The sequence below is a fragment of the Calidithermus roseus genome (assembly GCF_003574095.1).
Lineage (GTDB): Bacteria > Deinococcota > Deinococci > Deinococcales > Thermaceae > Calidithermus > Calidithermus roseus.
Window position 1 is genome coordinate 13,028 of the sequence record NZ_QWLA01000033.1, and the last position, 24,269, is coordinate 37,296.

The window sequence follows — 24,269 nt, forward strand, 5'->3', positions numbered from 1 at the left end:
GGGTTCAGGGCTGGTAGACGAACACGAAAAAATCGCTGAGGACGTGTGTGTCTACCGAGAGCAGTTGCCACATCACTACGTAGGCTCCCGGCTTGAGCCCCTCCTTCAGGCCGATCACCACTTCCCTGGTGGTGCGGGCAGTGGTCTTGAGCCCGGTGTCGGCTCGAGAGTCCTCGTCGCCCTTCTGCTTGAGCACCTGGTTGAAGAGGGACGCGGCCAGGGCGTTGAGGCGCTTGAAGTCGCCCAGGGCCCCGGCGGGGGCCTCGAGGCGGTAGACCTTGAAGGTCGAGAAGCGGGTCTCGAGCGGCTCGTTGAAGACCAGGCGAACCTCGCCCGGCATCCGCCGCACCCGCACGTTGGCGCCAGGGGTGGCCTCCTTCAGGTAGCTGTGGGCCAGGGCGGCCCCGGCCAGCGCCAGGGCCGCCCCGAGCAGGGCGAGTCGCCTCATCTCAACTCCAGCGCCTTCCCGTCCTTGACCGTGAAGGTGCTGGGGCTATCGAAGGTCACGTCGATGGGGGTTTCGCCGATCTGCCCGAACACCCGCACCTTCCACAGGCCGGGCGTCAGCAGCACCCAGTCGGAGAGGTACTTGCCCTTCTCGCTGAAGGACTCCCAGAAGCTTTTGGGGCCGTACTGGCCGTCGCCAAGATAGGTGTACTTGCTTCCGGTGGGGGAGATCAGCTCGACGGTCAGGCTCTTCTCGGCCTTCTCGACCGGGGTGCCGTCCTTGGTGCGAATGCTCAAGTCGAGGCCCGAGCGCATGCCGGTGTAGGAGGGCTCGTTACGCATACCGCAGATCAGCACGTAGTTGCCCACTTCTATGCGCTGGTGGGCCAGGGCGGGGATCAGCGTGAACAGGGCCAGGATGGCCAGACGAAGCAGTTTAGACATGGTGAACTCCAGGGTTTGAATCCGGCGAGATGCCGGGCAGATGGGCCATGAGGTCTCAGGTCGGAATCACGAAGGGAGCCCTCGAGGCGGAGCCCTGGAGAAGTAAAGCAGGAATTTGACCGGCTTCGGTCGCGGAACTGGAGTAAACAGCAGCAGCCCGATCAGGGCCAGGTTGCTTTGCGGGGCTTGGACTGGAGGTGTGACCTGAAGGGCATGGGCCACGCACAGCGGGCAGTCGCCCAGGTGGTTGTGAGCCCGGGATGCAGGGGGCTTGTGGTCTTGGGGTGAAGAGTGCTCGACCGTATGGTGGTCGTGGTCGTGAGGGTGGGGGTAGGGGTGACTGGAGATGAGCGACCCACAGACGGGGATGAGGCTCGAGGCCCACAGCAGCAGCACCATCAGCGCCCACGCCGACACGGACTGCCGGGCAATGGGGGGTAAAGGCGGCCTCATCTCAGCTTCACGATAGCCGCTGGAATGAGGGAAAGGTGAAGCCCACCCGCTCACACCTTTCCATACGGGCTCGCCCGGATTTTAGATTGCCCGCACTAGGCCCTCGCGCACCAGGGTTTGGATGGCTTCGGGCTCGAGGCTGCCCAACTGGTTGGCCGCCAGGGCCCGCAGGGTGTTGAGGGCTGCGGGGCTCTTCTTCTTCAGCCCCATGTGGACCTCGCTGAAGGGGTTGAGCGCGTCCTGGCCTTTGAGGGTGAGCTGGTAGCGCTGGGCCGGGGGGACTGGCACCAGCTCGGCCTTGTAGCGCTGGGATAGCTCCTGATAGCGCGGGGCGTTGGCCGGGGCTTCCACCGGGCCGCGCACCTTGGCCGGAACCCCTACCGCCAGCATCCCCGCGGGAACTTCCATGCCAGGGGGCACCACTGCTCCTGCGCCCACCACTGCCCCCCGCCCGATGCGGGCGCGGTTGAGCACGATGGCACCGATGCCGATGAGGGCGCCTTCTTCCACGGTGGCCCCGTGCACCACCGCCCGGTGTCCCACCGTCACGCCCGCCGCCAGCAAGCAGGGGTCGCCTGGGTCGGCGTGGAGCACCGCTCCGTCTTGCACGTTGCTGCCAGGGCCGATCACCACCTGCTCGGTGTCGCCTCGGATCACCGCGCCAAACCACACCGAGGCTCTGGCCGCCACCTCTACCTGCCCCACCAGCACCGCGCCCGGCGCTACGAAAGCGCTCTCGTGGATGTGGGGTTCGTGTTCACCGAGCCGAAAAATCGCCATGCGCTGCCTCCAGCAGTTCGAGGTCTTCGGGGAAGGCCAGGATGCGGCGGGCCTCCTCGAGAGGGAAGAAACCCGCTCCGGTGAGGCCGGGCTCGAGGCGGATGGGCCCCTGGCCGAGCATCAAGAACCAGCGAATCTCGCGTTCTACTCCCTTGTTGTTGGTGTAGCGGGTGGGTGGGAGGCTGCCCAGCACCTCGCCTTCGATGCCGGTTTCCTCCCTCACCTCGCGCAGTGCGGCCTGCTCGGGGGCCTCGCCCTCGTCGAGGTGCCCCTTGGGAAAGACCCAGTAGCCCATGCGATCGCGGATCAGCAGCACCTCGCCCGCCGGGTTGAACAGCACCCCTCCTGCTCCCAGCACCCGCTCACTCGGCTTGGCCTTGGCTTCCATACCTGCGATTAGGTTACCCCATGGTCGGGAGTTGGAAAGCGGCTGGCTTTTGGGCCCTCAACTACCGACCATCGACCCCTAGCCCTGTGGACCTGCTCACGGTGTTGACGAAAACGCACGGCTAGGGTAGCCCTATGGACTGGCGGCTCGATCAGGTGATCTTTCAGCGCGAGGCGGGGCGGGTGGTGGTGCAGGTAGACCTCTTCGACACGCTGGGCAGGCTGCGGCGGGAGGTGTTTCACCCGGCTACCTCGGACCCCGCCCTGGCCCTCGAGCGCGTCGCTCAGGCCCTGGCCCAGCGCGGGGTGCGGGGACCGGGGCGGGTGCGGCAGCGCAAGGGAAGCGTGCTGCTGCCTTCGCCCGAGCTTCAGCGCTCCTTCCTGCAGCACCTGGAGTCCTGAGGGGGGCTCGAGTGGGTTTAGACTCGAGGACATCATGGCCGCCTTGCCGCGTGTGGTGCTGGGCCTGTGTCTACTGAGCCTGGCTCCCGTCGCCGTGGCCCAATTAAAGGCCCGGCCGGGTGACAATTTGGCGGCGCTGGTGCGCCAGGTGCCCGAGGGGGGGACGCTGGAACTGGCGGCGGGGGAGTATCGCCTTCTGGCCTCCCTCCACCTGAACCAGAGCATCAGCCTGGTGGGGGCGGGGCGCGACCGGACCCGTATCGTCTCGAGCGCACCGGGCTCGCTGATGCGCTTCGATGGGACTGGACGACTCGTGATCAAGGGGATCAGCTTCGTCCACCAGGGCCAGCTTCCCGCCGAGGTGCTGGTGATTGAAGGGGGCCTCTTCGACATTCAGGATGCTCGCTTCAGCGGCGGGGCCTTCGACGGGGGGGATAGCCTGGGAGGCGATGGGCTGTGGGTGCGAGGCGGAGCCAGAGGCACCATCGTGGGCAGCGAATTCAGCGGCAATGCCCTCTACGGCCTCGAGGTCGCCGACCAGGCGCAGGTGCTGCTGGAGAACAACCGCTTCGGCGACAACGGCCATGCCGGGCTGGCGGTCTTCGACGCGGGTGGTGGCCGGGCGTTGCGCAACGTGCTCGAGCAGAACCGGCGCTACGGGGCCATTTTCGCTGACAACAGCTTCATGGTGCTGCAGGAGAGCGTGGTGCAGGGCAACCGCGTGGGCCTGTACTACCGGGGTGCTGCCGGGGGGGTGGCCCGCCGCAATACCGTGCAGAACAACCGCTCTTCCGGGATCGAGGTGGATGAGCAGGCCATCCCCCGCCTGGAGAGCAATAGCATCAGGGGCAACCAGGCCAGCGGCATCGCCTACGAGGGAATGGCGGGCGGGGTAGCGCTGGGCAACCTGGTCGAGGAAAACCGGAATCATGGCGTACAGGTCGCCCTCCAGGCGGCTCCTGCGGTGCAAAACAACCTGCTGCGCCGCAACCGCGGGGCCGGTCTGCTGGTCTCCGGGCACTCGGCGCTCGTCGTGCGCGGCAACACCGTCGAGGACAACGGCACCTCGGGTATCGTGGTCGCAGAGCGAGCCGAGCCCACCCTCGAGGACAACACCATCCGGGCCAACCAGGCTTCCGGCATCGCTTTCCAGCAGAATGCCGCCGGCGTGGCCCGGCGCAACCTGATCGAGGGCAACCGCGAGCACGGCATCAAGGTGCTCGATCAAGCCAGCCCCCGGCTCGAGGACAACATCATCCGGGGCAATGCCCTGGAGCCCATCTTCAACCGGCCCAGAACGCCCGGCGCGCCGCACGGAGGCTGGGCCTCCGGGCACATGGCCTGTGACCTGGGCTTATGGCTGCTCGGCCAGCCACTCCAGGGCTTTGGCCAGCGGCAGGTCCCTGCCCTGGTTGCGCAACTCCAGGTCGTCGGCGACGGGCAGGTCCGGCGTGACCGACCTGGGATATACGCTGCCATCGGGTTGGAGCGCCAGGCTGCTGCTGATTTGCAGGCCCGAGCCGTCCATGAGCTGAACGAAGAGGGTCGAGGTGTTGGCCACCCCCGAAGTTTGCTCGCCGATCACCACCCCGCGCTTGCGGAGCTGGACGTCGGCGGCGAAGTACTCCGCTCCCGAAGCTGACCTCGAGTTCACCAGCACCGCCAGGGGGCCGCGCCAGTGCACGGGATTGGGGATGCTGTAGAAGACGTATTCCTCTTTGTCTCTCCCGGTCCTGCTGTACACCTGCCCCTGGCGGTAACCCTGCTCGAAGACGCCCTCCCTTGAGCGGAAGAGGCGGCTGACATCGCCCAGGAAGGCCCCGGCGCTGGAGAGGAACTCGCTCACCAGGCCACCGGGGTTGTCGCGCAGGTCCACGACCATCTTCCTGACCCCACGCTGAGTGGCCAGGGCCACAAGTTCGTGTACCTTGGGCCCGACCGCTTCAGCAGCGTCGAAGTTGGGAATGCTGAGGATGCCCACCCCGTCGGGCTGGGTGACTAGGTTGGGTAGCGACGAGCTGTTGCTCTGCGCGCTCTCGAGCGTGACCGTGAAGCGTCGCTTGGCGCGGGAGAGGGTGAGCTTCAGGCGCAGACCGCTGCGCTTGGGCCACTCCAGCAAGCGATAGGCCTCGCGTGGCGACTCGGGCAGGGGTTGCCCGTTGGCCAGCAGGACGCGGTCGCCGCGTTGCAGCCCGGCCTGCCCCGCCGGGCTCTCGGGCTCCACTCGTAGCACCCAGTGTTCGCGGGTCTGGGGGATGCGCAGGGTCTCCAGGCCATAGGTGGGGTGGTCGGACCTGGCGAACTCCTCCGCTAGGTCCTGGTAATCGGGAGGTGGAAAGTAGTTGGTGTGCCCGTCTCCTAACTCGAGCACCAAAGCTGCGATGAGCTTACCTGCGGTCTCGAAGGTGCAGGCATCCCCTTGCGGAGCGCAGGCCTCCTTGAGCTTGCTCTGGTACTGGCTCAGCAGCGATGTGATGTCGGCCCCATCGGCACTGATGTAGCGCTGGGTCAGGTAGTAGCTGGCCTGGTCGAAGAGATCCTCGGCAGGGCCAGCCCAGGCCAGACTGATCAGCAGGAGCAGGCCCCACAACCCAGGGAATCGGCGGAGGGCTCGAGCGGCCATAGCTCGATTCTCCACCATGGCCCGAATCCGGCAAGCCGGGAGGGAACTCAAAATCCAAACCCGGTCTATAGTTTCGGCCCTCATGTGGCCTGCTTCGCGCCGGTGAGAACAAAAAGACCGCCTGGAGGCCGAGCTAATGATTAAGGCTTTCACCTTGCACTCACCCGGCGGCGGGGCTATGCTGTTGTCGCTTTGGGAGCGTAATCCCCAAGCGCTTACAAACGCTGATGTATTCTCACCCACCGTTCAGAGGAACGGTGGTTTATCTTTTTGTTTCCCCTGGCAAGGGGTTCTATATTGAGTTGAGGTACTTATCTATGGATAAGGTCGCCATATTTATCGATGGGAGCAATCTCTATAAGGGCCTGGTCTCCAGCCTGGGTTCCGACTACCGCCTGGACTTCGTGGGCTTCATCGAGCACCTGGTGGGCTCGCGCAAACTGCTGAGGGCTTATTACTACAACGCTCCCCTGCCTGCTGAAGACCCTGCCGCCAAGGCGCACCAGAGCTTTCTCAACTACCTCAAGCGGGTGCCTTACGTCACGGTGCGGCTGGGGCGGCTCGAGCGGCGGGGCGAGGGCTTCGTGGAGAAGGGCGTGGACATCCAGATCGCCATCGACTTGCTGCGCCTGAGCTATGCCAGGGCCTTCGACGTGGCGGTGCTGGTCTCGGGCGACGGCGACTTCGCCGAAGTGGTCAAGGTGATCCAGGACATGGGCCTCCAGGTGGAGAACACCACCTTCCAGAGCCTCTCCTCCTACCGCCTGGCCCAGCAGGCCGACCGCTACTTCCCCCTCGACGAGCTGCCCTGGGAACAGCTACGCGCGCGCGGCCACTACGAGCAGGTAGCCGCCGAGAGCTATCAGTAAGGCGTTGCTCCAGCGGGCTAGCGGGAGCAGCCAGGGCAGGTGGCGGTAGCGGGCGATCAGCAGGCCGATGAGGGCTTTGCTGCCCACGATGGCCGGGTAGAAGCCGAGGATAAACCACAGCGGCTCAGGTGCAGGCCGCTTGAGTTGTCCCACTCCCACCGCGAACCAGAACAGGTACATGTGGGGGTTGGTCAGGTTGACCATCACCGCGTCGCGCAGCCCCCGCAGCGCCCCGCTCCTGGAGTCGGTGTCGCCCGCCTTGCGCAGGCCCTTATAACCCAGGTAAATCAGGAACATCCCACCCACGGCCTCCATGACCCGCTCGAGGCCCGGCGGCAGGCTCTGGGCCACCAGAAAGGCCAGCAGGATGGCGAAGGAATCGGTGAGCAGGGGAGCCAGCGAGGCGAGGGCGGCGGCCCCGGCCCCATGAATGAGGGCTTGCCGGATCACCAGCAGGGTGAGGGGGCCGGGATTGACCCCGGCCCACAGGCCCAGTGAAAAACCCAGGGCTAGGGCTTCCATACCACCACCACGGCAGAGTCCACGGGGACGAGGTTGTGCGGCTGCTGCAGGTGCGCGGCCTCGTTGCGGCGCAAGTGCAGGTAGCTCCTGTCCGGCAGGTCGATGATGAGCTCACCCTCGAGCACCAGGTACATGCGCGTTTCCTCTACTGCCTCCGGCGCTTGCAGAACCCTGGCCTCGAAGCCCTCTACCCCCGGAAAACGGGCCTGGCCCTGGGCCTTGGCCATGCGCACGAGGTGGAGTTTCATCCGGGTATCTCCAGGGGCGCTCGGCGGCAAGCTCAGGCGCTCACGGTCTCTTTCCTCGCCCGCCCATAGGCCATGCGCAGCTTGAACATGGCGCGCTTGTGGGCGGCCTGAACTTCGGCTTCGGAGAGGCCCAGGCTCCGGGCTACTTCCACCACGCTTTGCTTGCGGTCCTCGATGCACCGGGCAATCTCGGCGTCCTGGATCGAGACCGCTGAGAGGAAGGGCTCGAGGTCGGCCCAGGTGGCGGGCTTTCCCGCCGCCTTGCCCCTGGGCTTGCTGGCTGCTTTCTTGGTCGGAGCCTTGGCCGCTTTGCCCTTACCTCTGGCTGCGCTCCGGGCGGGCTTTTTTCTGCCCAGGTCGGGATAGGCGTAGCGCTCACAGCTCGGGTTGGCGCAGCCGCCGCGCTTGCGCTTGAGTTCGTTCCAGCCGCACACCGAGCACAAGGTGTCGGCCAGGGCGTCGAAGACCAGGAAGTCGCAGCTCTTGTTGTTGCAGCGGTAGTAGGGCTTGCCGCGCTTGGAGATCTTTTGCACCACCTCACCGGCGTGGCACTTGGGGCACTCCACGCCGGTGGAGGGGGACTCGTCACGGGTGTAGTCGCAGCCTGGGTAGCCGGTGCAGGCGATGAAGCTGCCGTAGCGGCCATGCTTGCGCACCAGCTCGTGCTTGCCACACTTGGGGCAGGTTTCCCCGATGGGTTCGGCCTCGCGCTTTTGCACCAGCGGCTCGGTGTACTTGCACTCGGGGTAGCCGGTGCAGCCCAAAAACTGCCCGAAGCGGCTGACCTTGAGTTCCATAGGCCGCCCGCACTTGGGGCAGGTCTTCTGCGGTACGCGGGCGAACTCCTCGAGAAAAGGCTCGTAGAACTCCCGCACCACCTTGGGCCACTCGGCTTTGCCGTCTTCCACCGCGTCGAGGCGCTCTTCCATGCGGGCGGTGAACTCGTAGGCCACCACGCCGGGGAAGGCTTTGAGCAAATAGCCCACCACGTCGCGGCCAAGCTGGGTGGGACGCAGGCTCTTGCCCTGGCGCTCGAGGTAAGCCCGCTTTTCCAGGGTCTCGAGGGTGGGGGCGTAGGTGCTGGGCCGCCCGATGCCCATCTCCTCGAGGGTCTTGATGAGCGAGGCGTCGGTGTAGCGGGGTGGGGGCTCGGTGAAGTGCTGCTCCGAGGCCAACTCCAGCAGCCTGGCCTCGGCCCCCTCGCGCAGGGCGGGCAGGATATTCTCGGCATCTTCGCCCTCCTCGCGGCCCCAGGCTTTGAGGAAACCCTCGAACTTTAAGACCGATCCCACCGCGCGGAAGTTGAGCCCTCCGCCCTCCACCGTCACGGTGGTCTGGTCGAAGATAGCGGGGACCATCTGGCTGGCCACGAAACGCCGCCAGATCAGCTCGTAGAGCCTGTACTCCTCGTCGCTCAGGTGGGCCCGGAGGCTGCTGGGGGTGCGCGAGGGGTAGGTGGGTCGGATGGCCTCGTGTGCGTCCTGGGCGCCCGCCTTCTTGGTGGCGTAGAAGTTGGGTCTCTCGGGCAGGTAAGCCGCCCCGAACTCCTTCGGGATTACCTTGCGCACCTCGCTGAGGGCTTCCTGGGAGACCCGCACCGAGTCGGTGCGCATGTAGGTGATCAGGCCCACCGTGCCCTCGGGCAGGTCCACGCCCTCGTAGAGACGCTGGGCGACGCGCATGGTGCGCGAGGCAGTCCAGCCCAGGCGCCCGCTGGCGGCTTGCTGCAAAGTCGAGGTGGTGAAGGGCGGGGCCGGCGAGCGGCGGCGCTCCTTGCGCTCGATTTTGCTGATGGTGTAGCGGCTTACCCTCCTGGCGCGCTGTGCGAGGCTTTGAGCCTGGGCCTCGTTGGTCACCAGGAAGGTGCCGTTGGTCTGAAGGCGCTCGCCATCCACCGCGTAGAGCAGGGCCTTGAACCTCGAGGCCTCGCTGTGGAAATCGGCCTCGAGGGTCCAGTACTCCTGGGGCACGAAGGCTTCGATCTCCTGCTCGCGCTCTACCAGCAGCCGCAAGGCCACCGACTGCACCCGCCCCGCCGAAAGCGCTCTGCGGCGGAACTCCATGCTCAGCACGGGGGAGAGCTTGTAGCCTACCAGCCGGTCGAGCACCCGGCGGGCCTGCTGGGCGTCCACCAGGCTCTGGTCGATGGGGCGCGGCCTGGTGACGGCTTCGCGCACCACTTTGGGGGTGATCTCGTGGAACTCTACGCGCAAGGGGGCGCTCTGATCGAGCTCGAGCAGCCGCGCCACGTGCCAACCGATGGCCTCGCCCTCGCGGTCGGGGTCGGTGGCGATGAGCACCTTTTTGCCCCTCGCGGCTCGCTTGAGCTCGTCCACCACCGGCTTCTTGTCCTTTTTTATCTCGTACTGCGGCGCGAAGTCGGCCTCGACATCCACGCCCAGGTCGCGCTCGGGAAGATCGGCCACGTGTCCCTTGCTGGCCCGAACTTCGAAGCCCTGCCCCAGCATCTTGGCGATACTCTTGGCCTTGGCGGGCGACTCCACGATGACCAGCGTCGAACCTGGCATACGGCTTACGTTTATGGGGCAGACCTACCCCTGCTGTCAAGTGAGCCAGTTTACCGCATGGCAGGTTTTGGCCTTGGGGAGGGCTCAGCCGCACTGATAGCGCGACACCCGGCTGGGGGGTACCTGGAGGTAGAGGACGCGCTCAGGGGGGGTATCGGGCCCGGCGAGGCAGTTGGTGGCCGAGTCGATGGCGATGGTCTGTCCCGAGGGGCTGAAGGAGCCGCCGCTGCTGGTATTGGGCACTACGAAGGTGGGTTCTCGAGACCCCACTCCCTGCTGCCCTTGCTCCTGGGGGCGGGTGCTGGGGCCGATGAACAGCATGGTCTTGCCCTGTTCGCTGGGAGCGCCCGAGAAGAGATCGTACTTCCCGGCCACCAGCCCCGGTGGCCGGGGGAAATCGCCCGCCGGTCGCCCGCGCAGGGCCTCTTCCATGAACGCGGCCCAGATGGGGGGGTTGACGACGGAACTGCTGGGGGCGCTACCGTTGCGCCAGCGCTGGGGCTTGTTGTCGTCGCGGCCCACCCACAGCGCGGCCACCAGGCCCGGACTGGCCCCGGCGAACCACAGATCCACCTCGTCGTTGGAGGTGCCGGTTTTGCCCCCCACCACCCGCCCCGGGATCGCTGCGCTCTTGGCCAGGCTGCGGGGCCCCAGGTCGTAGACGTACCCCTTGAGCATGTCCCACACGATAGCCGCTACTTGGGGGCTGAAGAGCAGCGTGCGCTGCGGCTTGGCCTCGAACAGTACCTTGCCCTGGGCGTCCTCGATGCGGCGCACCAGCACCGGCTCGATGCGATAGCCACCATTGACGAAGGCAGCGTAGGCGGCGGCCATGCCCAGCGGACTGATCCCTACCCCCCCACCGATAGCGTTGGAGAGGTTGGGTTCAAAAGTACACTGCTTGGTCCTGGGGTCTACCCGGCCCACGCAAAACCCTGCCGCGCGCAGCTTTTCCCCCACCCGCTGCACCCCGATGGCCTCGGCGGTGCGGATGGCGGGGATGTTGAGGGACTGATCCAGCGCGTAGCGGATGGTGATCGAAGCGTTGAGGAAAGTGCCCGAGAAGTTCTTGGGCCGCCACATGCCCCCCGGCTGGGAGGGGTCACGGAAGCTCACCGGGGCATCGAGCACGGTGGTGGTCTGGGTCCACCCGGCCTCAATCGCCGTGCCATAGACGAAGGGCTTGATCGCGGAGCCCGGACTGCGCAGGGTCTGGGTGGCGCGGTTGAACTCTCCCGTGGTCCCGGGTCGGGCCCCCACCAGGGCATAGACCTCGCCGGTATCGGGATTGAGGGCGACCAGCGCGGCCTGCGAGCCCACGGGGTAGCGCCCGCCTGCGACGGCCCGCTCGGCGATGCGTTGCATGCGCGGGTCGAGGGTGGTGTAGATCTTGAGCCCCCCCTCGCTCAGGGGGATGCTCTTGCCCAGCTTCTCGCGGATGTAGTTCTGTACTGCCAGCACGAAGTAAGGCTCGCCCTGCACCTGCAACTCCTCGAGCTTGCGGGCTTCGGGGTCGACCAGTTTGGCGCTGGTGAGGTTGCCCTCACCGTCGTACCTGGCCTCCCAGCCACGGGGAACCAGGGGCTCTTTCCAGGCTGCCTCAGCTTCGGCCTGGCTGATCCAGCCCTCGGCTGCCATGGCCTCGAGCAGAGTCTTCATGCGGGCTCGAGTGGCCTTGAGGTCTAAGTAGCGCGAGTTGGGGCCGGGGATCAAGGTGGCGAGATAGGCTCCTTCAGCCAGGCTCAGCCGCGAGGGGTCCTTGCCGAAGTAGGCGTTGGCTGCGGCCCAGATGCCCGTGGCGTTGCCGCCCCAGTTGATGACGTTGAGGTAGACCTCGAGGATGTCCTGCTTGGAATAGCGGCGCTCGAGCTCGATGGCCAGGGGAAATTCCTTGAGCTTACGCTCCAGGCCGCTCACACCCTTGCGCTCGAGCGCGATGTCGCGCAGCAGGGTGTTCTTCACCACCTGCGTGGTGATGGTCGAGCCGCCCTGGAGGTCGCCGCGGAAGGTGTAATACAAGCCGCCCAGCAGCCGGATCCAGTCCACGCCGTAGTGCTCGAAAAAGCGCTTGTCCTCGGAGAAGACCACCGCGCTCACGGCGGCAGGGGATACGTCGGAGAGCCGGATCAACCTGCGGCTCACCGCCCGCCCGTCCTCCTCCGAGGCCTTGGTGGCGATGGCGTTGCCTTCGCGGTCGTAGAGCACACTGATGGCCGACAGGCGCAGGTTCTCAAAGGCCTCGAGGCTGGGCAGGTCACGCGTCAGCATGTAGGCTACGTAGCCCCCAGCGCCCAAGCCGCCCACAAAACCCGCCAGCAGCAAAACCTTGATCCAGTGCCAGAGCCTACGCATCGCGAGTAATTTACGGGCTTTTTGATGAGTTTGCCCAATTGAGGGTCGATAGTCGATGGCCAATGAGCGATAGCTGCCAGCCCCTAACGCCTTCTCCTTACCTCGAGGTCGCTTCCTGAGTTGAGTTGGAGCGCAGCAGCGAGCGCAGCAACGAACGGAGGTGACGGCTCTCGAAGGGTTTGGGGATGACGTGGTCTACCTTGGAGAGCTCGGCGGTGACGCGGGTGCGGTCGTCGTGTTCGCTGACGAGGATCAGGATTGGCATCTCGCGCAGGCGGCGGATCATCTTGAGCCGCCCGGACACCGAGAAAGCATCGGGCTCGAGGCCTTCGTCGAGGATGAGTAAGGAGGGGACGCTTTCGCGCAGCAGGTTCAGGGCTTCCTGGGGAGTGCTGAAAAAAATGGCTTTGAATCCTTCCTGCTCGAGCACCATCTCGAGCAAGGCACGAACGGTAGCGCTGGGAGTGACGACAACGGCGACGTGGCTTTGCCCGATCTCCATGTTCCGAGCCTAGAGGATAGCCCCCGATCCAGCGGTGAAATTTGACCAAGATTTAATCAACCGGCTCGGGGCTTCGCTCGAGCCTGAGGTAGATTGGGATGCCCGAAGCAGATTCGCAAGGCCCCTCGATGCTGTGCGTCTTTGTCGAGCTGATCGGCTGGGAGAGCCACAGCGCTCCGGCTGTAACCATGAAGTAACCCCTGGGGGCTATTATGTATTGAGTTCATAGCCACTCGGTCCTCGTGGAGCGTTGACGCGCATCGGTTAGCCGGGCCAGGAAAGGGGAGAACATGGACCTCGAGACTCTGCTGCGTAAACACGCAGATAGGTTGCTCAATTTGCCCAATGTCGTGGGCGTGGGTCAGGGAGAAAAGAATGGGCAACCCGTCATCAAGGTGTTCGTCACCCATAAGGTGCCCCTGAGTGCCCTGGAGGAAGAGGAGGTGATTCCGTTGGACATTGAAGGCGTGGAAGTGGATGTTGAAGAAACGGGCATTATCGGTGCTGAAGAGTAGTTCTCCAGAGCAACCCTTACCTGGCGAGCTCCTGCGATGCTACTGGAAATAGAGCTTTCACCGCGAAATTTGGAGGGGATATGCCTCTCGATGCCAGCAAGATGGTTCTATCCGCCACGGCGGAAGCCGAGGCCACCAAAGCCTTCAGCGCCAGCGAAGGCGATTTTCTGGACCCCACCAAGATGCGCCCGAACGTGGTTGGGATGGGGGTGGGGGTCAAGTGGAAGAAGGGCGAGCCCACCGGCGAAGCTGCCCTGGTGGTCCTGGTCACCCACAAGCTCGAGAAGGATCAACTCAGCCGCAACGAACTCGTGCCGGCCCGCCTCGAGGGGATGCAGACCGACGTCCTGGCCGTGGGGGATCTGTTCGCTGGTGAAAGCACCGAAGCGGGCATTCAGACCCTCACCCGCCGAATTCGTCCCGCCGAGGGCGGTTACAGCGTCGGGCATTTTCGCATTACCGCAGGTACGATTGCCACCTGCGTATATGACTTTCCACCGGGGGCCACCGTCAGCCCGCCTACGCATGGGTTGGGAATCCCCCCGCGCTACTACATCCTCAGCAACAACCACGTGCTCGCCAACAGCAATGCCGCCCTCCTGGGCGACCCAATTCTGCAACCCGGCCCCTTCGACGGGGGCACCGCGCCCGCCGACGTCATCGCGCGCCTGAGCCGCTTTATCCCCATCACCTTCGAGCCGCCGGTGCCGCGGGCCTCCCACAACAACCTGGTGGACGCAGCCATCGCCGAGGGCCAGTTCCACGACCTGGACCGGGAGATCTACTGGGCCGGTTACGTTCGCGGCTGGCGGCGCAAGGCCAACGTGGGGGTGGGGCTGCGGGTCAAGAAGACCGGGCGCACCACCAACTTCACCACCGGGCGCATCACCGCGATCAACGCCACCGTGGACGTGAACTATGGCGGAGGGCTGGTCGCCCGCTTCCGCGACCAGATCGTGACCACCAACATGTCCGCGGGTGGCGATTCGGGGTCGCTGATCCTCACCGAGGACAACGTGGCGGTTGGGCTGCTATTCGCCGGCTCGAGCCTGGCCACCATCGCCAACCAGTTCGAGAACGTGCGTGCGCTGTTGCGGGTGGAGGTGGCCGAGCAGATTCTTTAGCACAGTAGCTTCTTTGGCCAGGTCGCCATCCGGTGACCTGGCTTTGGCATTGAGCGGGGGCCGGAGTGTGTTATCTTTGCTCTGAGCCGTGAGGCTCGACTTCCTTCGGGGCGGGGTGCGATTCCCCACCGGCGGTGAGCCCCCGGTCTGCGGACCGTGGCGGAAGCCCGCGAAGCCCAGGAAATCTAGTAACCTGGGCCCGATTCGGTGAGAATCCGAAGCCGACCGTGACAGTCGGGATGGGAGAAGGAGGAGGAAAGCTCGAGCGTTCCCTGCGCTCGAGCGCAAAGTGTGATCTATCCCGGAAACTTCGGCCCAGAGGCTCGAAGCGGGCCTGGTGTGGACACCGCGTTCATGCGCCAGGCCCTTGACCTTGCCGCCAGGGCGCTGGGGCGCACCAGCCCCAATCCCCCGGTGGGCTGTGTCCTCGTTCGTGAGGGGCAGGTCGTCGGTGCGGGGTTTCACCCGCGTGCCGGGGAGCCCCACGCCGAGGTGATGGCCCTCCGCCAGGCGGGGGAGCAGGCCAGGGGGGCGACGGCTTACGTCACCCTCGAGCCCTGCGCCCACCACGGGCGCACCCCGCCTTGCGCGCAGGCCCTGATCGAGGCTGGGGTGGCCCGCGTGGTGGTGGCGGCTGTGGACCCCAATCCCCTGGTGGGTGGACGCGGGCTCGAGCAACTCGCTCAGGCGGGGGTAGAGGTGGTGACGGGGGTCCTGCGGGAGGAAGCCGAGCGGCAGCAGGAGGTCTTTCGCCACTGGATCACCCGCCGCGAGCCCTTCGTCGTTTTCAAGAGCGCGCTGACGCTGGATGGAAAGACCGCCACCTCGACAGGCGATGCCCGCTGGGTGAGCACGGAGGCCGCCAGGAAGCAGGTTCACGTGCTGCGCGACGAGCTCGATGCGGTGGTGGTGGGGGTTGGCACGGTGCTCGCCGATGACCCTGAACTCACCTGCCGCCTGCCTTCACCCGCCGTCCCCTCGCGCACGCCGCGCGACCCGGTGAAGGTGGTGTTCGACTCCATGGCCCGAACGCCGCCCCAGGCCCGCTTGTTTTGCAAAGGCCCGCGTGGGGAAGCGGCGCGGGTGCTGATCCTGACGACCGAACAGGCCGACCCTCGGCGGTTGGAGCTGCTGCGCCGGGCCGGTGCCGAGGTGGTGGTGCTGGAGGCGGGTCCGAAGGGTCGGGTCAGCCTGGCCTCCGCGCTGGAGCTGTTGGGTGCGCGGGGCCTGACCGGGCTTCTGCTCGAGGGCGGCTCGAGGCTGGCCGGCAGCTTCTTCGACGCGGGCAGGGTGCGGAAGGTCGTGGCCTTCGTAGCCCCCAAGCTCGTGGGGGGTGGGGGCCCTACGCCCGTCGCGGGGACCGGTGTCGCGCGGATGGCCGATGCCGTGCGGCTGGAGCGGGTACGTGTGGAGCGCTTTGAAGAGGATGTGCTGATCGAGGGCTACGTCCCTTGGCTCGAGCGAGGAGAGGACGATGTTTACGGGGATCGTTGAAGAGGTGGGCCAGGTGCTGGCGTCCCGCGAAGAGGGGGGAAACCGGGTCGTTACCATCGGGGCCAGCAAGATTCTGGAGGATATGCGCGTGGGGGACTCGGTTGCCTGCAGCGGGGCCTGCCTCACGGTGACGGCCTTCGACCGGGAGGGCTTCAGCGTGGCCCTCTCGCGGGAGTCCGTGGCCAGGACCGCGCCGCGCTGGGAGGTGGGCTCGCGGCTCAACCTCGAGCGGGCCATGCGGGCAGATGGTCGTTTTGGCGGCCACCTGGTCAGCGGGCACGTCGATGGCACCGGCACCGTGGTGGCCGTGTCGCCGCAGCCGGGGGCCTGGGTGGTCGAGATCGAGGCTCCGCCCGCGCTCAGGCCCTACCTCGTCGCGAAGGGGTCGGTGAGTGTGGACGGGGTTTCGCTCACCGTGGTGGAGGTGCGGGGCAGGGTTTTTTCGACCTGGCTCATCCCGCACACCCTCGAGGTCACCACCCTGGCCGAACTCACGCCGGGCGCGGTGGTCAACCTCGAGGCCGACCTGCTGGCGAAGTACGTCGAGCGCATCCTGCAAACGCGGGAGGCCCTGCGATGAGCCCTCTCGCGCCGATCCTGGAGATCATCGCCGAAGTGCGGCGTGGCCGCCCGGTGCTGATGGTGGATGACGAGGAGCGCGAGAATGAGGGGGACTTCATCGTCGCCGCCGAGCACGCCACGCCAGAGGTGATCAACCTGATGATCCGGGAGGGCCGGGGCTTGGTCTGCCTTGCCCTCACCGCCGAGCGCGCCAGGGCGCTGGGCCTGGAGCCGATGGTCGCGTACAACACCGACCCCAACGGCACCGCCTTCACCGTGTCGGTGGACCACCTTTCCTGTGGCACGGGGATCAGCGCCTTCGACCGTGCGGCCACCATCCGCGCCTGCCTCGACCCAGCCACGCGCCCGGCTGATCTGCGCCGACCGGGGCACGTCTTTCCCCTCGTGGCCCGCGAAGGCGGGGTGCTGCGTCGGGCTGGCCACACCGAAGCAGCGGTGGATCTCGCGCGCCTGGCCGGCCTGCAGCCAGCGGGCGTGATCTGCGAGGTCGTGGCCGAGGACGGCCACATGGCCCGGCTGCCGCAACTGCTCGAGCTCGCGCAGCGGCTGGGGATCAAGGTCGGCACGATCCGCGACCTCGTCGCCCACCGCCGGCGCAGCGAGACCTTCGTCCGCCGCGAGGCTCAGACGCTCCTGCCCACTCCTTACGGCCTCTTCCGGCTGCTGGGCTTCCTGGACACGCTGAGTAGCGGCGAGCACCTCGCTATGGTCATGGGCGAGGTGGACGATGGGGAGCCGGTGCTGGTGCGCGTGCACAGCGAGTGCCTCACCGGCGATGTCCTGCACTCGCTGCGCTGTGATTGCGGCGCGCAACTCGACGCAGCCTTGCGGGCCATCGCCACGGAAGGCCGGGGCGTGCTGGTGTACCTGCGCCAGGAGGGGCGCGGCATCGGGCTGCTGAACAAGCTTCGCGCCTACGCGCTGCAAGACCAAGGGGCCGACACCGTGGAAGCCAACGAGCGCCTGGGCTTCGCGGCGGACCTGCGCGATTACGGGGTGGGCGCACAGATCCTGCTCGAGCTAGGGGTGAGCCGCCTGCGGCTTCTGAGCAATAACCCGCGCAAGGCGGCGGGTCTGGCTGCCTTGGGGCTGGAGGTGGTGGAGACCGTGCCGCTGCTGGCGGGCCATAACCCGCACAACCGGAGGTATCTCGAAGCCAAGCGGCTGAGGCTCGGGCACCGGCTGGAGTTCAGGGGTGCCGAGGGGGTAGCGGTGGAGGGGTTGCCATGAGGGTCAATGAAGGCAGGCTGATCGGCACGGGGATGCGTTTTGGCATCGTGGTCGCGCGGTGGAACGACCTCATCACCCGCCGGCTGCTGGACGGAGCGGTGGGCGCTTTGAAGGCCCACGACGCGGCGGAGGAGGCCCTCGAGGTCGCCTGGGTCCCCGGCTCCTTCGAAGTGCCCCTGATGGCGCGCGAGATGGCCCGGAGCGGACGCTTTGACGCCGTGGTCGCCCTCGGCTGCCTGATCCGCGGGGCCACCGACCACTACGCCTTGATCGCGGCCAACGTCACCAGCGCGATCCAGCAGGCCATGCTCGAGACGGGGGTGCCTATCGCTTTTGGGGTGCTCACCACCGACACCATCGAGCAGGCCATCGAGCGGGCGGGCACCAAGGCGGGAAACAAGGGCGCGGAGGCCGCACTGGCCGCGCTCGAGCTCGCGAACCTGATGAAGCTCTACCGTTGAGCAACGGTAGCAGCGTAGGGGCGCACCGCAGTGCGCCCCTACAGTTTCCGTGCTGGCTGGGGCACGTGGACTCGAACCACGACCGACGGTTCCAAAGACCGTTGTCCTGCCATTAGACGATGCCCCATCATCGCCAAGGCAGTATTCTAGCCAGCCCAGGAAGGCGTGTCAAACAGGGCCGGTTTTTGGCGCGTACTTTTGGGCCGGCGGCCTGAAGTGGCCCAGGTGGCGCAGGAAGTTGGCGGCCATGCGCTCGAGCTCCTTCTGCCAGCGCTGCTGCAGCCGGGGTGAGAGGCCCAGGTGCTTTCCCCACAGCCTGGCGATGTGGGCCGGGCTCAGCTCGGGGTTTTGCTGGAGCTGGGGGAGCAGGTAGGTCTTGAGGAAGTGGCGATCCCATAGGGTATCCAGCCGCTCGGGATAATCCTTGCTGAATTCGTCGTAGGCGTTCTCGAGCGCAGCTTCCAGCTTTGCACTGGGTTTGTGGCGGACAAACATGGCTGTTGCTCCTTTCATTTCCAGGGAATGCCCCGGATTTACAACTTAAGAGTACGAGCATCAAACCGGTTAGTGAATGAATAAATAAAACTTCAAAGCGTGACTTATTTTCGATTCGATGGTAATATCACTGTATGTCTTTTGAATCAAAAGTCATGGATGATCTGAACTGGCGCATCCTCGAGCTGCTCCAGCAGGATGCCCGCACGCCCTACAGCGAGATCGGGCGCAGGGTGGGGCTGTCGGCTCCGGCGGTGGCTGAGCGGGTGCGGCGCATGGAGGATGCGGGCATCATCACCGGCTACCGCGCCATCGTCGATCCCGGTAAGCTGGGCTATGGGCTGGAGGTCTTCGCGCGGCTGCGGGTGGCAGGAGACAAGCATCTGGCGGTGCGCAAGCTGGTGATGCAGACCCCCGAGGTGCTGGAGTGCTGGCACGTCACGGGGGAGGACTGCTACTTCATCCGTGCCCGCTTGGAGTCGGTGGGCCACCTCGAGGAGCTGCTGCGCAGGTTCTCCGTTTACGGCAGCACCACCACCTCGCTGGTGCTCTCTAAGCCGGTGGAGCACCGCGTCCTGAAGGCGCAGGGCACCGAATCCGCAGGCTAATCGCCTTTCCCACGGGAAGCTTCGCGTCTTGGATTGGAAGATCTACCAAGTCTTCCCCTCAGCGCACCCACAAACGCTTTTCGTGGGGGCCCCATGAGGGAAGATCAAACGGAGGGCTTGGGTTACAGGTCGTACCAAGGGGGCGTGCCCCGGTAGAGCTCGAGCTTCTCCCCCAGCACCTCTTCTTTGCTGGCCTCCGTCAGAGTGATCACCTGCGGTGGGCAACTGCTCACGCAGGCCCCGCATCCGGTGCAGGCCGCCACGTTGAGCTTGAGGACGTATTCGTCGCTGAGGCCCTCGACCACCTCGCGCTGGCGCTCGACCGCGTGAGTGGGGCAGACGTTGGTGCAGACCGGGCACAGCGTGCAGCCTTCGGCCACGCTGATTTTGGGCCAGTGCACTTCCTCCGCTCGCCGTGCGGCCAGAAGGCGCAAGCGAATTTCGGCGGGCAGTTCGGGGGTTTCTTCCTCCAGAGGGATGGGCAACTGCGGTACCAGCTCGGCAGCGCTGCGCCGGGCTCCTCCCAGCATGGCTCCGAAAAACTCCCTGCGCCCTACCGGCGACCCCGGCAGCTTGTCGAGGGTGAGGCTGACCTCGAGGCCCGGATAAAACTTGCGGGCCTCCTCGCTGGCCCACTGCACCTGGCGCAGCACGCTCTCTCCGCCGATCTTGCACTGCGCGCAGTTGCCGTGGGCCAGCGTGAGCTTCCCCAGGCGGCTGCCCGCCTCGGCCAGGATGCCCGGCGTGAGCTGCCCCAAGCAGCGCACCTCCTCCCCGGCGCCGTGAGCCTGTGAGCAGCGCACCTGGCCCTTGCCCCGGTGCAGGGCTTCTTGCAGCGGGCCAAGCGGAAACTCCAGCGCCGTTCCGGGACACACCTGGGTACACAGCCCACAGCTCGTGCACAGCGCCTCGTCGATCTCGACGGTGAAGTTGGAGAGGTCGATGGCCTGGTGGGGGCACACCGCCTGGCACCGGTCACAACCGCCCACCGAGTTCTTCTCCAGCAGGCACCTCGAGCGGTGGAACTCGGGGGTGGGGTCGGTGAGCTTGAGGAACGCCCCCAGGAGGTTGTCGAGCAGGCCCATGCCTCAAGCCTACCGCCTCGAGACCAAGCGACAAAGCCCAAGCCACGCCCCGAGGGTTCGACGCCAGACTCCTCTTGGTATACCATTTGGGCTATGGATCAGCGCATACAGGACCTCCGTGAGGAAGTGGACCGGATCAACCGACAACTGTTGGCCTTGCTCTCCGAGCGCGGCAAGCTGGTGGCCGAGATCGGGCGGGTGCAGACTGAGCTGGGCATCCCGCACTACGACCCCAAGCGCGAGGAGGAGATGCTGGCCTACCTCAGCGCCGAAAACCCTGGTCCCTTCCCCTCCGAGACCATTCGGCGGCTGTTCAAGGAGATCTTCAGGGCCTCGCTGGACCTCGAGGAGCGCCAAGACAAGCAGAAGTTCCTCTACTCACGCAAAGTCAAGCCCGAGGACACCACGGTGCGGGTGGGTGAGGTGGTCTTCGGCCAGGGCAAGCACCTCATCGCCGGGCCCTGCTCGATTGAGTCCGAGGAGCAGGTGATGGCAACCGCCCGCTTTCTGGCCGAACGCGGCGTCAGAGTGCTGCGCGGGGGGGCCTTCAAGCCCCGCACCTCCCCCTATGGTTTCCAGGGCATGGGGAAGCCTGCGCTCGAGATCGGGCGCAAAGCCGCCGACACCTACGGGATGGTCTTCGTGACCGAGGTGATGGACACCCGCGACGTGGAGCTGGTGGCCCACTACGCCGACATCCTCCAGGTGGGCACCCGCAACGCCCACAACTTCGCCCTGCTCAAGGAGGTGGGCAAGGCCAGCAAGCCGGTGCTGCTCAAGCGCGGCTTCGCCCAGACCATCGAGGAATGGTTCTACGCCGCTGAGTACATTCTCTCGCAGGGCAATGGGCAGGTGATCCTGTGTGAGCGCGGCATCCGCACCTACGAGAAGTGGACCCGTAACACCCTCGACCTCTCCGCCGCCGTTCTCGCTAAACAGGAGACCCACCTGCCGGTGATCGTGGACGTGACCCACGCCGCCGGACGGCGCGACCTGCTGGCCCCGCTGGCTAGAGCCGCCTTGGCTGCCGGCCTCGACGGCGTTCACGTGGAAGTGCACCCCAATCCCAAGGTGGCCCTCTCCGACAACGAGCAGCAGCTCGACTTCGCCCAGTTCGACGAGTTCCTCACCGCTATCCGCGACCTGATGCCCCAGCCGGTGACGCAGTAGAGTCGAACGCCCAACATCCTTCGAGCCCGCCTGACTATCGGCGACTTGTATGGGCTTCTGGGGTTAAGGTGTACCAGCCGTAACCATTTTTCTCACGGTCTGCCGTTAGGATGGAGAGCATGAGGCGTTTTTCCTGGCTTCTCGTGGGGGGCGCGGTGGTCGCGGCCCTGGTCTATGCCCAGATCGGGCGTCCGAACTCTGAGGCTTTCCTGCGCAACCGCAACGGTCAGGCGCTGCTGCAGACTTACCAGCTCATTCAGGACGAGTACCTACAAAAGCTCGATCAGAAAAAGCTGGACGCGGTGATTCAGGGTGGCATTCGCGGCATGATCGGTGCGCTCGACGACCAGTTCACCAGCTATTCGGCCCCTACCAGCAGCTCCATCCGCAGCCAGGATTTGCAGGGAGAGTTTTACGGCATTGGCGTGAGCCTTTCGCTGCAACCGCCCAAGGGGGGCGGGGCGCAGATCATCGGGGTGACCCGCGGGCTGCCCGGTTTCAACGCCGGGCTGAGGGTGGGCGACATCATCACCGAGGTGGACGGCCAGGACGTGACCAAGCTCGAGGTCGACGAGATTGTAGCCAAGATCCGCGGCCCCAAGGACACCAAAGTGACCATCGGCGTGCGGCGCGACGGCAGCAACGCCGTCATCAAGTTCGAGATGGTGCGGCAGAAGGTGGAGATCATCTCGGTGACCAAGGCCATCTTGCCCGGCAACATCGGCTACGTGGCGCTGGAGACCTTCGCCAACGTCAAGGTTTTCGACCAGCTCAACGCCGCGCTCAAGGAGATGCGCGAGAAGGGCGTGAAGAAGCTGATCTTCGACCTGCGTGACAACGGCGGGGGCCTGCTCGACCAGGGTTGCCAGGTGGCCAGGGCCTTCATCAAGGAGGGGCCCATCGTCTACACCCGCTACCGCACCCAGACCAAGCTCTTCTGTGACGCCAACGGGCAGGTGCAGTGGAGCGGCCCGATGGTGGTGCTGGTCAACGGCAACTCGGCCTCGGCCTCGGAGATCGTGGCCGGAGCCATCCAGGACAGCGGGCGGGCCAAGATCATCGGGGAGACTACCTTCGGCAAGGGCGTGGGCCAGAACGTCATCGACCTGCCCAACGGCGGCGAGCTGACGCTGGTGACCTTCGAGTGGCTCACCCCCAAGAAGCGCGCGCTCAACAAAGTGGGGGTCAAACCCGATATCGAGGTCAAGGACACCCGCTTCGAGGTGCCGCTGGCCTTCGAGGGCACCGGGGCCAAGCCCGGTGAAACGGTTACGCTGAGCATCGGCGGCAAGACCTACAGCGCCAAAGCCGACGAGAAAGGCAAGTTCACCTTCAGCCAGACCTTGCCGCCGCGTCCCCAGTCCGAAGATCGTGGTCAGGCCGTGCTCGAGCCGGAAAAAGACGCCATTTTGCAGCGGGCGCTGGAGGAGTTGAAGTAAAAGACGCTGAAGGCTGATAGCCACGAGCCACCGGCCCTCGACCTTTGATGCCTCCTGGCTATCGACCATCGACGTAACCCCACGCGCCCCGAGCCTCTGCAGGGTTAAGGCTTCTTAAACGGGCGTGAAAAGCGAGATTTACACCACTCGCTTTAGACTTTGGGTCTTAGGCTTTAAGCCAGCAATGATTCGCCTGGAGAACCTCGGCAAGCGCTATGGCAAATTTGTGGCCCTGCAAGGGCTCAACCTTGAGATTGCCCCTGGGGAGACCGTGGCTCTCTTGGGCCCCAACGGGGCGGGCAAGAGCACGACCATCAAGGCGCTGGTGGGGCTGCTCAAGCCCACCTCGGGGCGGGTGCTGGTCAACGGGGTGGACGTGTGGAAGGAGCCGGTGAAGGCCAAGGCCCAGTTCGGCTACGTGCCCGACCGACCCTACCTCTACGGCAAGCTCTCGGGAGCCGAGCTGCTGCGCTTTGCCGCCGGGGTCTACCGCATTCCCAAAGCCGAAGCCGAGCGGCGCATCGAGGCGTTGCTCGGCGAGTTCCGCCTCGAGCGCTTTGCTTCCTCGCTCATCGAAACCTATTCCCACGGCATGCGCCAGAAGCTCTCGCTGGCCTTGTCGCTGCTGCACCGCCCTCCTGTACTGATCCTCGACGAGCCGATGGTGGGCCTCGACCCCCACGCCGCCCGGCAGGTGCGAGAGTTGCTCAGGAGCTACGCCACCGAGGGCCGGGCGGTGCTCTACGCCACCCATCAGATGCCCCTGGCCGAGGCGGTGAGCAGCCGGGTGGCCCTGATCCACCAGGGAAGGCTGCTGGCCCTGGGCACGCCGCGCGAGCTGCTGCACAAGCACGGCTCCCAGGACCTCGAGGAGTTCTTCATCCGCCTTACCGAGGACGCCGCCCTCGAGCCCATCCTCCATTGAGCTCGCCATGCTCGCCTTGCGTGCCCGCATCCTCTACAACACCTTTCGCCAGTCACCTGCCACCACTGCCATGGGGTTCTTGCTGGCTGTGGGCATGGCCTACCTGGCCTGGAGCGGCACCACCTGGTTCTTGGAGTTCATCACCCACGAGATCGTGGGGAGGAGTTCGCTGCTCGAGCGGCTGAGCGCGGTGTTCACCCGCAACGTGCTGGTCGAGCGCATCGTGAGCGTGCTGTTGCTGGTGCTCTCCTCGAGCGTAGTGCTCTCGGCGCTGCCCAACGCCATCGCCGTGCTCTACAGCTCCGAGGACCTGCCCCTCCTGCTGGCGCTGCCCCAGCGCGCGGCCAGGGTTTTCCTGTTCAAAGTGGCCGAGACCTTCGCCACCACCGCCCTGCTCCCTGCGCTCTTCACCTTGCCCGTCGTCTTTGCCGTGGGGGCTTTTTACCACGCTCCGTGGTTCTTCTACCCCTCTGCGCTGCTGGTGGTGCTCGCGCTCTATGCTTTCCCGGTGGCCGTCGGGGTGGGCCTGGCCCTGCCGCTGGTGCGCTTCGCCCCGGCGGGGCGAAGCGCACCAGCGGCAGGGC

26 protein-coding genes, 1 tRNA gene, 1 pseudogene and 1 riboswitch are annotated in these 24,269 nt (G+C 65.8%); of the genes and pseudogenes, 14 read left to right on the forward strand and 14 right to left on the reverse strand.

Features of this window, described 5'->3' with window-relative positions; translation table 11 throughout:
• Positions 1 to 4 precede the first annotated feature (4 nt).
• The 5 genes from Mrose_RS09555 to Mrose_RS09575 all read right to left on the reverse strand — a co-directional run bounded on the left by Mrose_RS09555 (position 5) and on the right by Mrose_RS09575 (position 2,512).
• A complete protein-coding gene (locus tag Mrose_RS09555) occupies positions 5 to 448 on the reverse strand; it encodes a copper resistance CopC family protein (protein WP_119277708.1) in 444 nt (147 codons plus the stop codon).
• Positions 445 to 891 (reverse strand): hypothetical protein, encoded by a 447-nt coding sequence (locus Mrose_RS09560; RefSeq protein ID WP_119277709.1) that lies wholly within the window; start codon positions 889 to 891, stop codon positions 445 to 447. The genes Mrose_RS09555 and Mrose_RS09560 overlap by 4 nt, the downstream gene beginning before the upstream one ends.
• A gap of 66 nt (positions 892 to 957) precedes the next feature.
• Complete coding sequence (locus Mrose_RS09565; protein ID WP_119277711.1) at positions 958 to 1,344, reverse strand: DUF2946 family protein; 387 nt, start codon at positions 1,342 to 1,344, stop codon at positions 958 to 960.
• A gap of 81 nt (positions 1,345 to 1,425) precedes the next feature.
• Positions 1,426 to 2,124 (reverse strand): gamma carbonic anhydrase family protein, encoded by a 699-nt coding sequence (locus Mrose_RS09570; protein WP_119277713.1) that lies wholly within the window; start codon positions 2,122 to 2,124, stop codon positions 1,426 to 1,428.
• Positions 2,102 to 2,512, reverse strand: a complete 411-nt coding sequence (locus Mrose_RS09575) for an NUDIX hydrolase (RefSeq protein WP_119277715.1) — start codon at positions 2,510 to 2,512, stop codon at positions 2,102 to 2,104. Before Mrose_RS09575 ends, Mrose_RS09570 begins: the two co-directional genes overlap by 23 nt.
• Before the next feature lie 134 nt (positions 2,513 to 2,646).
• Here Mrose_RS09575 and Mrose_RS09580 point away from each other — a divergent pair, with 134 nt between their 5' ends.
• Both Mrose_RS09580 and Mrose_RS19400 read left to right on the forward strand, forming a co-directional pair.
• Complete coding sequence (locus Mrose_RS09580; protein ID WP_119277717.1) at positions 2,647 to 2,913, forward strand: hypothetical protein; 267 nt, start codon at positions 2,647 to 2,649, stop codon at positions 2,911 to 2,913.
• Between the two features lie 286 nt (positions 2,914 to 3,199).
• A pseudogene (locus Mrose_RS19400) lies at positions 3,200 to 4,168 on the forward strand (right-handed parallel beta-helix repeat-containing protein); the annotation flags it as partial.
• 99 nt (positions 4,169 to 4,267) lie between these two features.
• Here Mrose_RS19400 and Mrose_RS09590 read toward each other — a convergent pair.
• Complete coding sequence (locus Mrose_RS09590; protein ID WP_182482757.1) at positions 4,268 to 5,536, reverse strand: S41 family peptidase; 1,269 nt, start codon at positions 5,534 to 5,536, stop codon at positions 4,268 to 4,270.
• A 317-nt stretch (positions 5,537 to 5,853) separates the two neighbouring features.
• Here Mrose_RS09590 and Mrose_RS09595 point away from each other — a divergent pair, with 317 nt between their 5' ends.
• Complete coding sequence (locus Mrose_RS09595; protein ID WP_119277722.1) at positions 5,854 to 6,405, forward strand: LabA-like NYN domain-containing protein; 552 nt, start codon at positions 5,854 to 5,856, stop codon at positions 6,403 to 6,405.
• On the opposite strand, the gene Mrose_RS09600 is transcribed toward Mrose_RS09595, so the two are convergent.
• The 5 genes from Mrose_RS09600 to Mrose_RS09620 all read right to left on the reverse strand — a co-directional run bounded on the left by Mrose_RS09600 (position 6,355) and on the right by Mrose_RS09620 (position 12,557).
• Positions 6,355 to 6,927 (reverse strand): LysE family translocator, encoded by a 573-nt coding sequence (locus Mrose_RS09600; RefSeq protein ID WP_119277724.1) that lies wholly within the window; start codon positions 6,925 to 6,927, stop codon positions 6,355 to 6,357. The genes Mrose_RS09595 and Mrose_RS09600 overlap by 51 nt on opposite strands.
• Positions 6,915 to 7,175 carry a hypothetical protein gene (locus Mrose_RS09605; protein WP_119277726.1) on the reverse strand — a complete coding sequence of 87 codons (261 nt, stop codon included), beginning with the start codon at positions 7,173 to 7,175 and terminating at the stop codon, positions 6,915 to 6,917. The genes Mrose_RS09600 and Mrose_RS09605 overlap by 13 nt, the downstream gene beginning before the upstream one ends.
• Before the next feature lie 32 nt (positions 7,176 to 7,207).
• Positions 7,208 to 9,703, reverse strand: coding sequence for a type I DNA topoisomerase (gene topA / locus Mrose_RS09610; RefSeq protein ID WP_119277728.1), 2,496 nt, complete (start codon positions 9,701 to 9,703; stop codon positions 7,208 to 7,210).
• Between the two features lie 84 nt (positions 9,704 to 9,787).
• The gene (locus tag Mrose_RS09615; protein WP_119277730.1) at positions 9,788 to 12,055 is read right to left on the reverse strand and encodes a transglycosylase domain-containing protein; all 2,268 of its coding nucleotides are present in this window, start codon (positions 12,053 to 12,055) and stop codon (positions 9,788 to 9,790) included.
• Between the two features lie 97 nt (positions 12,056 to 12,152).
• Positions 12,153 to 12,557, reverse strand: a complete 405-nt coding sequence (locus Mrose_RS09620; protein WP_119277731.1) for a response regulator — start codon at positions 12,555 to 12,557, stop codon at positions 12,153 to 12,155.
• Positions 12,558 to 12,847: 290 nt separating this feature from the next.
• Between Mrose_RS09620 and Mrose_RS09625 the strand changes: the two genes are divergently transcribed.
• The 6 genes from Mrose_RS09625 to ribH all read left to right on the forward strand — a co-directional run bounded on the left by Mrose_RS09625 (position 12,848) and on the right by ribH (position 17,963).
• A complete protein-coding gene (locus tag Mrose_RS09625; RefSeq protein WP_119277733.1) occupies positions 12,848 to 13,072 on the forward strand; it encodes a hypothetical protein in 225 nt (74 codons plus the stop codon).
• Between the two features lie 80 nt (positions 13,073 to 13,152).
• Complete coding sequence (locus Mrose_RS09630; RefSeq protein ID WP_119277735.1) at positions 13,153 to 14,196, forward strand: chymotrypsin family serine protease; 1,044 nt, start codon at positions 13,153 to 13,155, stop codon at positions 14,194 to 14,196.
• A gap of 97 nt (positions 14,197 to 14,293) precedes the next feature.
• A riboswitch (FMN riboswitch) is annotated at positions 14,294 to 14,451 on the forward strand.
• Positions 14,452 to 14,550: 99 nt separating this feature from the next.
• Positions 14,551 to 15,690, forward strand: a complete 1,140-nt coding sequence (gene ribD, locus Mrose_RS09635) for a bifunctional diaminohydroxyphosphoribosylaminopyrimidine deaminase/5-amino-6-(5-phosphoribosylamino)uracil reductase RibD (protein WP_119277756.1) — start codon at positions 14,551 to 14,553, stop codon at positions 15,688 to 15,690.
• Positions 15,671 to 16,270: a riboflavin synthase gene (locus Mrose_RS09640; RefSeq protein WP_119277736.1), complete on the forward strand. Its 600-nt coding sequence runs from the start codon at positions 15,671 to 15,673 to the stop codon at positions 16,268 to 16,270. Before ribD ends, Mrose_RS09640 begins: the two co-directional genes overlap by 20 nt.
• The gene (locus Mrose_RS09645; RefSeq protein ID WP_119277738.1) at positions 16,267 to 17,502 is read left to right on the forward strand and encodes a bifunctional 3,4-dihydroxy-2-butanone-4-phosphate synthase/GTP cyclohydrolase II; all 1,236 of its coding nucleotides are present in this window, start codon (positions 16,267 to 16,269) and stop codon (positions 17,500 to 17,502) included. The genes Mrose_RS09640 and Mrose_RS09645 overlap by 4 nt, the downstream gene beginning before the upstream one ends.
• A complete protein-coding gene (gene ribH, locus Mrose_RS09650) occupies positions 17,499 to 17,963 on the forward strand; it encodes a 6,7-dimethyl-8-ribityllumazine synthase (protein ID WP_119277740.1) in 465 nt (154 codons plus the stop codon). The genes Mrose_RS09645 and ribH overlap by 4 nt, the downstream gene beginning before the upstream one ends.
• A 53-nt stretch (positions 17,964 to 18,016) precedes the next feature.
• On the opposite strand, the gene Mrose_RS09655 is transcribed toward ribH, so the two are convergent.
• Together Mrose_RS09655 and Mrose_RS09660 are read right to left on the reverse strand one after the other, a co-directional pair.
• Positions 18,017 to 18,090 (reverse strand) — tRNA-Gln (locus tag Mrose_RS09655).
• Between the two features lie 41 nt (positions 18,091 to 18,131).
• Positions 18,132 to 18,458 carry a hypothetical protein gene (locus Mrose_RS09660; RefSeq protein ID WP_119277742.1) on the reverse strand — a complete coding sequence of 109 codons (327 nt, stop codon included), beginning with the start codon at positions 18,456 to 18,458 and terminating at the stop codon, positions 18,132 to 18,134.
• Between the two features lie 134 nt (positions 18,459 to 18,592).
• On the opposite strand from Mrose_RS09660, the gene Mrose_RS09665 reads away from it, so the two are divergent.
• Positions 18,593 to 19,066, forward strand: a complete 474-nt coding sequence (locus tag Mrose_RS09665; RefSeq protein ID WP_119277744.1) for an Lrp/AsnC family transcriptional regulator — start codon at positions 18,593 to 18,595, stop codon at positions 19,064 to 19,066.
• 122 nt (positions 19,067 to 19,188) lie between these two features.
• Here Mrose_RS09665 and Mrose_RS09670 read toward each other — a convergent pair whose 3' ends face one another.
• Positions 19,189 to 20,151, reverse strand: a complete 963-nt coding sequence (locus Mrose_RS09670) for a 4Fe-4S dicluster domain-containing protein (protein ID WP_119277746.1) — start codon at positions 20,149 to 20,151, stop codon at positions 19,189 to 19,191.
• Positions 20,152 to 20,244: 93 nt separating this feature from the next.
• On the opposite strand from Mrose_RS09670, the gene Mrose_RS09675 reads away from it, so the two are divergent.
• From Mrose_RS09675 to Mrose_RS09690, 4 genes are all read left to right on the forward strand, one after another.
• Positions 20,245 to 21,321, forward strand: a complete 1,077-nt coding sequence (locus tag Mrose_RS09675; protein WP_119277748.1) for a bifunctional 3-deoxy-7-phosphoheptulonate synthase/chorismate mutase — start codon at positions 20,245 to 20,247, stop codon at positions 21,319 to 21,321.
• A 119-nt stretch (positions 21,322 to 21,440) separates the two neighbouring features.
• Positions 21,441 to 22,760 carry a S41 family peptidase gene (locus Mrose_RS09680; protein ID WP_119277750.1) on the forward strand — a complete coding sequence of 440 codons (1,320 nt, stop codon included), beginning with the start codon at positions 21,441 to 21,443 and terminating at the stop codon, positions 22,758 to 22,760.
• Positions 22,761 to 22,944: 184 nt separating this feature from the next.
• On the forward strand, positions 22,945 to 23,685 hold the full coding sequence (locus Mrose_RS09685; RefSeq protein WP_119277752.1) for an ABC transporter ATP-binding protein: 741 nt from the start codon (positions 22,945 to 22,947) through the stop codon (positions 23,683 to 23,685).
• A gap of 7 nt (positions 23,686 to 23,692) precedes the next feature.
• Positions 23,693 to 24,269, forward strand: a 577-nt coding sequence (locus Mrose_RS09690; RefSeq protein ID WP_420808340.1) for a putative ABC transporter permease subunit, incomplete at its 3' end; no start/stop codon positions are given.